General features: G+C 28.5%; 9 protein-coding genes, 1 tRNA gene, 1 rRNA gene, 1 other RNA gene and 1 other annotated feature. Of the genes, 1 reads left to right on the plus strand and 11 read right to left on the minus strand.

What is annotated here, in order from left to right; all coding sequences use genetic code 11:
• Positions 1-487: 487 nt before the first annotated feature.
• Positions 488-718 (minus strand): glutaredoxin family protein, encoded by a 231-nt coding sequence (locus tag BN7997_RS13970; protein WP_071121456.1) that lies wholly within the window; start codon positions 716-718, stop codon positions 488-490.
• A gap of 179 nt (positions 719-897) precedes the next feature.
• Here BN7997_RS13970 and BN7997_RS13975 point away from each other — a divergent pair, with 179 nt between their 5' ends.
• Positions 898-2,094, plus strand: coding sequence for an MGDG synthase family glycosyltransferase (locus BN7997_RS13975; protein WP_071121457.1), 1,197 nt, complete (start codon positions 898-900; stop codon positions 2,092-2,094).
• Between the two features lie 118 nt (positions 2,095-2,212).
• Here BN7997_RS13975 and BN7997_RS13980 read toward each other — a convergent pair whose 3' ends face one another.
• The 10 genes from BN7997_RS13980 to rrf all read right to left on the minus strand — a co-directional run.
• Positions 2,213-2,422, minus strand: a complete 210-nt coding sequence (locus BN7997_RS13980) for a hypothetical protein (protein WP_071121458.1) — start codon at positions 2,420-2,422, stop codon at positions 2,213-2,215.
• A 48-nt stretch (positions 2,423-2,470) separates the two neighbouring features.
• Complete coding sequence (gene recR / locus BN7997_RS13985) at positions 2,471-3,070, minus strand: recombination mediator RecR (RefSeq protein WP_071121459.1); 600 nt, start codon at positions 3,068-3,070, stop codon at positions 2,471-2,473.
• 11 nt (positions 3,071-3,081) lie between these two features.
• A complete protein-coding gene (locus BN7997_RS13990; protein ID WP_071121460.1) occupies positions 3,082-3,426 on the minus strand; it encodes a YbaB/EbfC family nucleoid-associated protein in 345 nt (114 codons plus the stop codon).
• A gap of 63 nt (positions 3,427-3,489) precedes the next feature.
• Complete coding sequence (gene dnaX, locus BN7997_RS13995) at positions 3,490-5,127, minus strand: DNA polymerase III subunit gamma/tau (protein WP_071121461.1); 1,638 nt, start codon at positions 5,125-5,127, stop codon at positions 3,490-3,492.
• A 153-nt stretch (positions 5,128-5,280) separates the two neighbouring features.
• Positions 5,281-5,545: signal recognition particle sRNA large type (gene ffs, locus BN7997_RS14000), an RNA gene on the minus strand.
• Between the two features lie 28 nt (positions 5,546-5,573).
• Positions 5,574-5,665 (minus strand) — tRNA-Ser (locus BN7997_RS14005).
• Between the two features lie 3 nt (positions 5,666-5,668).
• The gene (locus BN7997_RS14010) at positions 5,669-6,121 is read right to left on the minus strand and encodes a nucleoside deaminase (RefSeq protein WP_071121462.1); all 453 of its coding nucleotides are present in this window, start codon (positions 6,119-6,121) and stop codon (positions 5,669-5,671) included.
• A 506-nt stretch (positions 6,122-6,627) separates the two neighbouring features.
• Positions 6,628-7,911 (minus strand): serine--tRNA ligase, encoded by a 1,284-nt coding sequence (serS, locus tag BN7997_RS14015; RefSeq protein WP_071121463.1) that lies wholly within the window; start codon positions 7,909-7,911, stop codon positions 6,628-6,630.
• A gap of 165 nt (positions 7,912-8,076) precedes the next feature.
• Positions 8,077-8,296 (minus strand) — a binding site (T-box leader).
• A 168-nt stretch (positions 8,297-8,464) separates the two neighbouring features.
• Positions 8,465-8,989, minus strand: coding sequence for a transcription repressor NadR (locus BN7997_RS14020; protein ID WP_071121464.1), 525 nt, complete (start codon positions 8,987-8,989; stop codon positions 8,465-8,467).
• Between the two features lie 411 nt (positions 8,990-9,400).
• Positions 9,401-9,514 (minus strand): 5S ribosomal RNA (rrf, locus tag BN7997_RS14025); the annotation flags it as partial.

Genomic DNA, 9,514 nt, shown 5'->3' on the forward strand with positions numbered 1-9,514 from the left:
ATCAAACTCTCAAATAAAAGTTGTTACCTGCTCAGACTATCATTATCTGAATATCTGGCTTGGTTTGTTAGTTTCAATTCTATAAATTAACCTACTGTTTAATTTTCAAAGTTCTTTCTTTCAACTTTTTAAGTTTACCAAAGTTGTTTTACTTTGTCAACTTATTTTTTTAAGTTGTTTTATTTTGTTTCGCCCTTTTCTTAAGGACAAGTAATAATATATCATCTTTAATTTATATCGTCAATACTTTTTTTAAAGTTTTTTTATATTTTTTATTTATATTTATGTTTATCTTTCTATGTTAAAAATTATTCTATATTAGAATCCCCTATTTCATCAGGTTTATACAGCTATATATAACTTAATTTAACCTTTTACAGTAGTAATAGTATTTACACATTTCTTTTTTATATTCTTTTCAAAATTAATAAAAAGAATTAGTGTAAACATATTTTAAGAATTCATCTACTACTAATTCTTTTTTAATTTATTTTTCTAATAAACTTTCTATTCTATTTAAATCAAATCCTAATACATGCTCTCCATCTATAAGTATAACTGGAATAGACATGTATCCCATCTTTATCAACTCTCTTTTAGCTTCTAAGTCTTTAGATATATTATACTCTTTAAATTCTATATTTCTATTTTTTAAATATTCTTTAGCTTTAATACACTGTATACAGGTATCGCTAGTATATATCTCTACTTTTTTCATTTAATATACCTCCTAAGCATTATATACTTGTATTTTTTTATTATATTAGATTATTATTATCACATATCAGTTAATAATAATTTATACTATATAATATTTTAGTTTTTTAAAGTATAATTAATAATACATAAAATTATGTTATTGTTCAATATAACTCTATCATATTAGGAGGAAATTTTATGAGCAAAAAAGTACTAATTATGTCAGCATCTACTGGCGGTGGACATAATAGAGCTGCTCGCGCAATTAAAGAAGAGCTTGAAAGTAGAACTATAGGTAATATGTCTATAGAATGTGAGATTGTCGATAGTTTAAAATTAGTTAATAATACAATGGATAAAGTAATTTCTAGAGGTTATGAGAAATCAGCGCTATATACACCTAAGGCATATGGTAGTGTATATAGATTTTCAGAGACTACTATTGCTTCGAAAAATGAATTTAAAACAAACCCTCTAACATCTTTAATGGCTAGAAAATTTAAACATTTACTAAATGAATCTACGCCAGATTTAATCATAGGAACTCATCCATTTCCTATGATAGCCCTTAGTACACTTAAAAAAAATAATAATATTCATTCTTTAAGTCGAAGTGAAAGCTTCTATAAATCTACTAAAGTGGATATCCCACCTATGATATCCGTTTTAACAGACTATACTACCCACTCAACGTGGATTCAAAATGAAATTGATTATTATATTGTTGGACATGAATATGTTAAAGAGTTGCTAGTATACGAAGGAGTTGACAGTGAAAAAGTTAAGGCTTTCGGAATCCCTGTTGAAAAATCTTTCTTAAGTCATAGAGATAGAGAGACTGTATTAACTGAACTTGGCTTATCTCCTGAAAAATTAACTGTCTTACTTATGGGTGGAAGTTTCGGAGCTGGTAACATAAAAGAAACATTAGAAGATTTGATTGCTATAGATAGAGATTTTCAGATATTGGTAATAACCGGTAGAAATGAACATCTAAAAGATAAGTTATCTAAAATGCTAGATTCTACTATACATAATAAAAATATATGTTTATTAGGATATACAAATAAAATGAATGATATCTTAGCTTCTATCGATGTATTAATATCAAAACCTGGTGGTCTTACTACTACAGAAGCATTACTTAATGATGTTCCTATGATTGTTCCTTACTTTATACCAGGTCAAGAAGAAGAAAATCTAGATTTCTTAACTAATTGTGGTGCCGCACTTAGAACAACTAAAAAGTATAGCTTACCTGTTTTACTAAAAGTACTTATCGATGACCCTTCTAGGCTAGATAATCTTAGAAAAAATATAAAGTCTATACGTAAATTCGATTCGGCAGTTAATATATCTAACTTAGTTGTCGATATATTAAGTAGTAACGAATAAATTTTAATATATTCTAAACAAATACAGTTATAAAAAAGAGCCTTGAGATATTTTTATTATCCCTTGGCTCTCTTTTACTATAAAAATATTTAAATATCTTTACCTAAAAATTTTAAATTTAGTATCTAGGCTCATAAAAATCTTCTTCATAATCATATTGATAATTCTTATAATTATTTCTAAATTCACTACGTACATTACTTGAAGATTTTTTAGACTTTTTCTTAATCAAAGCATCTATATCTATATTATTTAAATTTTTTTCTTCTCGTATATTTTTAGCTTTTTTCATAGATTTATATTTTTCTAAAGTCATAGTTGTTTCCATATTATACTCCTACTAAAACATAAAAACCGAGGCATGTACCTCGATTTTTTATATTTCTCTTCTACCTTCTAAAGCTTTCGATATAGTAACCTCATCTGCGTACTCTAAATCTCCGCCTACTGGTAGACCATGTGCTATTCTTGTAACTTTTATACCCATAGGTTTTAAAAGCCTTGCTATGTACATAGCTGTTGCTTCCCCTTCTATCGTTGGGTTAGTAGCCATTATTATTTCTCTTACATCTTGTGTTCCTAATCTTTGTATAAGCTCTTTTATCTTTATCATATCAGGTCCTATACCATCCATAGGAGATATAACACCATTTAATACATGATATTGACCTTTAAACTCTCTAGTTCTTTCCATTGCAGCTACATCTCTTGGATCTTCTACAACACATATTACACTAGAGTCTCTATTCTTATTAGAACACATACTACAAGGGTCTGTATCTGTTATATTACAACAAACAGAGCAGTATTTTATTTCTCTCTTAGCTTCTATTATAGCTTTAGATAAAGCTTCTACATCATTAGTATTCATATTTATAATATGAAATGCTAATCTTTGAGCAGTTTTTCTTCCAACCCCAGGAAGCTTTGAAAACTCTTCTATCAGCCTAGTTATAGGCCCTGTATAAACTTGCATATAATCACCTACTAGAATAATCCTGGTATATTCATTCCTCCAGTTACTTTACTCATTTGACTTGCTTGCATTTCATCAACGCTTCTTAATGCTTCATTAACAGCACTTAAAACTAAGTCTTGTAACATTTCTATATCATCTGGATCAACTACCTCTGGTTTTATATTTATATCTATTAATTCTTTCTTACCATTAACCTTTACAGTAACAGCTCCTCCACCAACAGAAGACTCTATCTCCTTTGCTTCTAATTCAGCCTGCATTTTTTGCATATTTTCTTGCATCTTTTGAGCTTGCTTTAATAGATTATTCATATTTCCAGGCATCATTCCGCCTCCAAAACCTCTTTTAGCCATAACTAAAATCCTCCTTTAAAATTTTTTCTATATTTTATTATTATATCATAATCTTTTTTATTATTAATCTTGTTTTTCTTCATTATCCCTTATTTCAAGTATATCATCTTTAACTATAGACTTTAGTATTTCTTCACCTTTGTCCACTTTTTCATTTTTTATTTCTAGTTCTATATTTTTAACTTCAGACTCTAATATTATTTTTATACTAAAGCTTCTATTAATAGTTTCTCTTATCATTTGTTCTATATATGATATAGTTTCTGGGTTACTTAATCTTTTCTTTGCAAATTCAAATCCATGTCCATAAATTATATATAAGTTATTATTATAAACATTAAACCCACTCACATCACCTAATAAGAAATATACCGGCATCTGTTTATTTACTTTATCTTCTTTTATTTTCTGTCTTATCTTCTGCCATGATGACTCTATTAATTTAACATCTTCACTTTTTACATTTTCATATACTATTTCTTCAGGTTCTTCTTTCTCTATAACTATTTCATTAGTTGATATATTATTCTCTATTGTATTTATTTTTATATCACCGCTCTCAATAGTTTTTTCTAGATTTTCTATTCTCTTTATTAAAGCTTCTTTACTTTCATCAAACATAGGTTGAGCAGTTTTCATAATAGTAACTTCTGCTAATACTCTAGGATTAGATGATGTTTTCATATTATCTTGAGTTTCTGATAATATATTTAAAATTCTTATTAAATCATTTACATCTACTATCTTAGATTGTTCTTTTAATAGCTTTATTGTTTCCTCTGGAAGTGATATAATCTCATCTAATTCAGTTGATACTTTACATACCATTAAATTTCTAAAATGGTCTATTAAATCATTTATTAAATTTCTTATATCTTTCCCCCATACAACAAACTCATTTAGTATTTGTAGAGATTTCTTTGTGTCCTGATCTATTATTGACTGAGCCATTTCAAATAATTGTTCTATATTAACTGTTCCTAATAACTCTACAGCATCTTTATATTCTATTTTATTATCTGAAAAAGATATACACTGGTCTAATATACTTAGAGCATCTCTTAATGCCCCTTGAGAGTTTCTAGCAATTAAATTAAGTGCCTTTTCTTCTACTTCTATATTTTCCTCATTACATATTTTTTTCATTCTGTCAGTCATATCTTTAACTGTAACTCTTTTGAAGTCAAATCTTTGACATCTAGATAAAATTGTTGCTGGTATTTTATGCGGCTCTGTAGTAGCTAATATAAATATTACATATGATGGTGGTTCTTCTAAAGTCTTTAATAGGGCATTAAATGCACCTTGAGATAACATGTGTACCTCGTCTATTATGTATACTTTATATTTAGCCTTAGTTGGAGAATACTTAACGCTTTCTCTAAGCTCTCTTATATCATCTACACTATTATTAGACGCAGCATCTATTTCTACGACATCCATCACATTGTCATTTAATATGTCTCTACATACTTCACATTCATTACAAGGCTCTTGATTTATACTATTCTCACAATTTACAGCTCTTGCAAATATTTTAGCTGTTGATGTTTTACCTGTACCTCTTGTACCTGAAAATAAATAAGCATGACCTACATTGTTGTTCTCTATCTGATTTTTTAATGTTCTTATAATATGTTCTTGACCTACAACATCTTCAAAATTTTGAGGTCTATACGATCTATATAAGGCTTTATGCATTCCTCTCTCTCCTTAATGTAAAAATCAATCTAATATATTAATTTCCTATATCTTGAAATATTATATCATTATCTTTAATAAAGTTATATAAATTACAATTTTGGATATTAAAAAAATCCCTGATTAAAGGGATTCTATTTTTATATATAAATGCTGTACACCATCTATTGACTTTGCCTTACAAGCGTTACCTAAACAGTTAGCTCGGCTTAGGCACCCCTACGGCACACGAAAGTGGTCACTTACCGCTGCTTCCTTCCGGATCTGACGGGGTTCATGAGTTTTCGTTGCGTAGGACCTAAACGTCAACACCACTTATTTAGGGCAGCCTTACAAAGCAAAAGCCTCTAGATGGAATTCAATCCTGCTATAGCGGATTGCAGGTTACAGGGCACCGCTACCTCCCCATCTAGTACAGCAAAATTACAACCATATTTAATATTCTCTGGCGGAGAGTATGGGATTCGAACCCATGATACGTTTTTGACGTATACTCACTTTCCAGGCAAGCGCCTTCGACCATCTCGACCAACTCTCCATATTATCTTTTCCTTAAATTCTTAAAAAATTCTTGTAATATATTAGAGCATTCTTCTTGTAATATACCGAATGTGGTCTCGATATTATTATATTTATAATAATCTATTTTAAATTCATGTTGTTTTTCTGTATATGCATTTTTTATATGTTTTGTTCCAATTATAAGTTTTTTTATTCTAGAGTGAACTATTGCTCCACTACACATTATACACGGCTCCATCGTTACATATAAATCACAATCAACTAGTCTCCATCCACCTAACTTTTCTGAAGCTTGTCTTATAGCTAAAACTTCTGCATGAGCTGTACAATCATTTAACGTTTCAGTTAAATTATGTGCTCTTGCTATAATTTCATTATTCTTTACAATTACAGCTCCTATAGGTGTTTCACCTTTTTCATATGCTTTATTTGCTTCTTTTAAAGCCTCTTTCATGTAGTATGAGTTTTCCATATCTCCTCCTAAAACTTACAACAAGTTTATATTAACATAGTTTATTTTATATTTCAACTTAAATTTAAATATTAATCCTATAATATAAACTCATATATGCATAGTGCTCTATATACAAAATAAATAACTTACTCTATCGTGCTACTTATTCCCTACACATATTTAAAATACTACATAGAATTTTTTAGTAATTATTTTTTTATTATAAACGCTAGCATTTTCAAAAATATAATTTATCTAATACAATGAATTAATCTGTTGTGCTAGTTTTTTTACTAAACCTATTGAAATTACTATATAGTTTTTTAGCTATCAAAATGTAAATTTTTAGACTATAGTATTTTAAATAATCATATTCAATTAGCACAACGAGTTAATATATTTATAGTGAAGTTTTAGACTTAATCATTAATAAATTATATTTAATACTATATCTTATTAAAAATATATAAGAGTATCTTAAAATAATAATCTTAGGATACTCTTATATTTATATAAACTATATCTTATAATTCATTTTTCTTTATAACATCTACACCCATATATGGTCTTAATACTTCTGGAACAACTACAGATCCATCAGCTTGTTGATAATTTTCTAATATAGCAGCTAAAGTTCTTCCTACTGCTAATCCTGAACCATTTAATGTATGAACGTATTCAGCTTTAGATTTTTTATCTCTCTTGAATCTTATACCAGCTCTTCTAGCTTGGAAATCTTCAAAGTTTGAACAAGAAGATATTTCAACATATCTGTTGTAACTTGGCATCCATACTTCTAAGTCATACTTGAATGCTGCAGTGAATCCTAAATCACCTGTACATATTCTAACTACTCTGTATGGTAATCCTAATAATTGTAACATTCTTTCTGCATCGTTAGTTAATTTTTCTAACTCTTCATAAGAGTTTTGAGGATCACAGAATTTAACTAATTCAACTTTGTTGAATTGATGTTGTCTTACTAAACCTCTTGTATCTCTACCAGCAGAACCTGCTTCAGATCTGAAACATGGAGTATATGCACAATATTTTATAGGTAATTGATCTGCAGTTAATATTTCATCTCTATGTATATTAGTTACTGGTACTTCTGCAGTTGGTATTAAGAAATATTCCATTCCTTCTATTTTAAACATATCTTCTTCGAACTTTGGTAATTGTCCTGTTCCTATGAAGCTTGTTCTATTTGCCATGAAAGGAGGTAAAACTTCTGTATATCCATGTTCTTCTGTATGAGTATTTAAGAAGAAGTTTATGATAGCTCTTTCAAGTCTTGCTCCTAATCCTTTGTATAAAGTAAATCTTGAACCTGTTATTTTACCAGCAGTTTCAAAGTCTAATATTCCAAGACCTGTACCTATATCCCAGTGTGCTTTTCCTTCGAAATCAAACTTTGGAGTTTCTCCCCATTGTCTTATTTCAACGTTATCTTCATCTGTAGTTCCTTGTGGAACATCTGGGTGAGGAACATTAGGTATTCTCATTAAATTATATTCCATTTCATCTTCAACTGTTCTAACTTGCTCATCTATAGCTTTTATCTTGTCTGATAATTCTTTTAGTTGAGCTTTTGCAGCATCTACATCTTTACCTTCTTTTATAAGTTGAGGTATTTTCTTAGATTCAACATTTAACTCATTTTTCATTACTTCAACTTCTTTAAGTAATTCTCTTCTCTTATCGTCTAAGGCAACTACAGCATCTAGATCGAATTCTTTTTCCCCTCTTCTATCCATTGCCTTTTTTATGTCTTCTAAATTTTCTCTTATTCTTTTTATATCTAGCATTTTACTTCCTCCTATTTTTATTTTATAGCTATTTTCTAGCTTATTTTTCAATACATATGTACATTTAGATAACGTTATCTCTTTAAAATTTATCTTAAGATTTTTATTGAATAGCTTTCCTAAAACAATTAATTATAATAAAAAAAGACCTTCTATCCCCCTATAAAAAGGGACGAAAGTCTTTGATCCGCGTTGCCACCCTAATTGACCATACGTTTTATGTATAGTCCTCTCAATCCTGTAACGTAGGTATACGTCTAATCTTACTATTATTTCCGATTAGAAGCTCTGGAATGGATTCAAAAATCATTGTAATGAGTTCACACCAACCACTCACTCTCTGAATACAAACATATTTTTTACTATTTTCCTTCATAGCTTTTAAACTAATTGTTTTATTTGATAATCATTATATTATATATATAACCAAGTTTCAATAGTATTATTCAAACTTTTTATTATTTTATTTTAGTTAAAGTATTTATTTTTACAAGTAATGTCTATATAATTAGATTATTTTTTTACAAAATAGTACTCTATAATTTTTTATAAACTATTTTTTGCTATTATTTACAAGTATATTTTTATCTAATAATGACGAAACAATTTCATCTAATATCTCTTCACTTTTTGCTTCAATTGTGTGTAAATGACTCTCTTTTGTTAATGTTGATAATTGTTTAAACTCATCACTTGAGGCTTTTTTCATAAATTCGTCTATATCTCTATTAGAATCTATATCTAAATCTACTTTAATTTCTCCATAGATCGGATGCTTTACTATTACATCTTTTACTTTACCACCTAAGTCTACTATAGTCTTTAATTCATTATAAAACTCATCTCCATTAACATGATTTTTACATTCTATAGTTTTAGTCGCTACTTTAGTATTATATATTACATAACCCTGAGGTGTAGCTATTATATCTACACCTGTAGCTCTTATTAAAGCTATATCTTGAACTATTACTTGTCGGCTTACATTTAAAGTATTTGCTAACTCATCACCCTTTATAGGTTTAGCTGATTTATTTAATATACTTAATAATAACTCTCTTCTCTCTTTAACTTTCATAATTTACCCTCTTCCAAACTTATTAAATTATAGTTCTACTCTATATAATTGTCTATTTATAATCTATATCACTAATCTATATTATATCATTGTCTATTTTATTTTGTATAATCCTATCACAATATTAACTAATAAATTAATATAATGCTTAAAAGAATATAGTAATAAAAAATTCGCTACGCTCATGTCGCCAGCGATATGACACTCGCTACCGCTTCGGTCACATCCGTTGCTTGAGCCACTGCGTGGGCGAAGCATTTCAAAATGTCATTTTTTACGTTTCTGAAGTTATTAATATTATTTATATTTATAACCTATACACAAAAAATTTTTATATATTAATTTCCTTGTACGTAAAAAATGCCTTTAAGATGATTTTTATCACTTAAAGGCATTATATAAAAAAAGATTACGTGGCTACGTGCTACTCTCCCAGGCGGTCGCCCACCAAGTACCATTGCCGCTAAAGAGCTTAACTTCTGTGTTCGGTATGGGAACAGGTGTATCCTCTTTGCTATAATAACC

Source organism: Romboutsia timonensis (genome assembly GCF_900106845.1).
Taxonomy (GTDB): Bacteria; Bacillota; Clostridia; order Peptostreptococcales; family Peptostreptococcaceae; genus Romboutsia; species Romboutsia timonensis.

Bases quoted from the DNA above. Each gene is read 5' to 3' on its own strand.
- BN7997_RS13970 (WP_071121456.1), bottom strand. From the start codon at position 718: ATGAAAAAAGTAGAGATATATACTAGCGATACCTGTATACAGTGTATT.
- BN7997_RS13975 (WP_071121457.1), top strand. From the start codon at position 898: ATGAGCAAAAAAGTACTAATTATGTCAGCATCTACTGGCGGTGGACAT.
- BN7997_RS13980 (WP_071121458.1), bottom strand. From the start codon at position 2,422: ATGGAAACAACTATGACTTTAGAAAAATATAAATCTATGAAAAAAGCT.
- recR (WP_071121459.1), bottom strand. From the start codon at position 3,070: ATGCAAGTTTATACAGGGCCTATAACTAGGCTGATAGAAGAGTTTTCA.
- BN7997_RS13990 (WP_071121460.1), bottom strand. From the start codon at position 3,426: ATGGCTAAAAGAGGTTTTGGAGGCGGAATGATGCCTGGAAATATGAAT.
- dnaX (WP_071121461.1), bottom strand. From the start codon at position 5,127: ATGCATAAAGCCTTATATAGATCGTATAGACCTCAAAATTTTGAAGAT.
- BN7997_RS14010 (WP_071121462.1), bottom strand. From the start codon at position 6,121: ATGGAAAACTCATACTACATGAAAGAGGCTTTAAAAGAAGCAAATAAA.
- serS (WP_071121463.1), bottom strand. From the start codon at position 7,911: ATGCTAGATATAAAAAGAATAAGAGAAAATTTAGAAGACATAAAAAAG.
- BN7997_RS14020 (WP_071121464.1), bottom strand. From the start codon at position 8,989: ATGAAAGTTAAAGAGAGAAGAGAGTTATTATTAAGTATATTAAATAAA.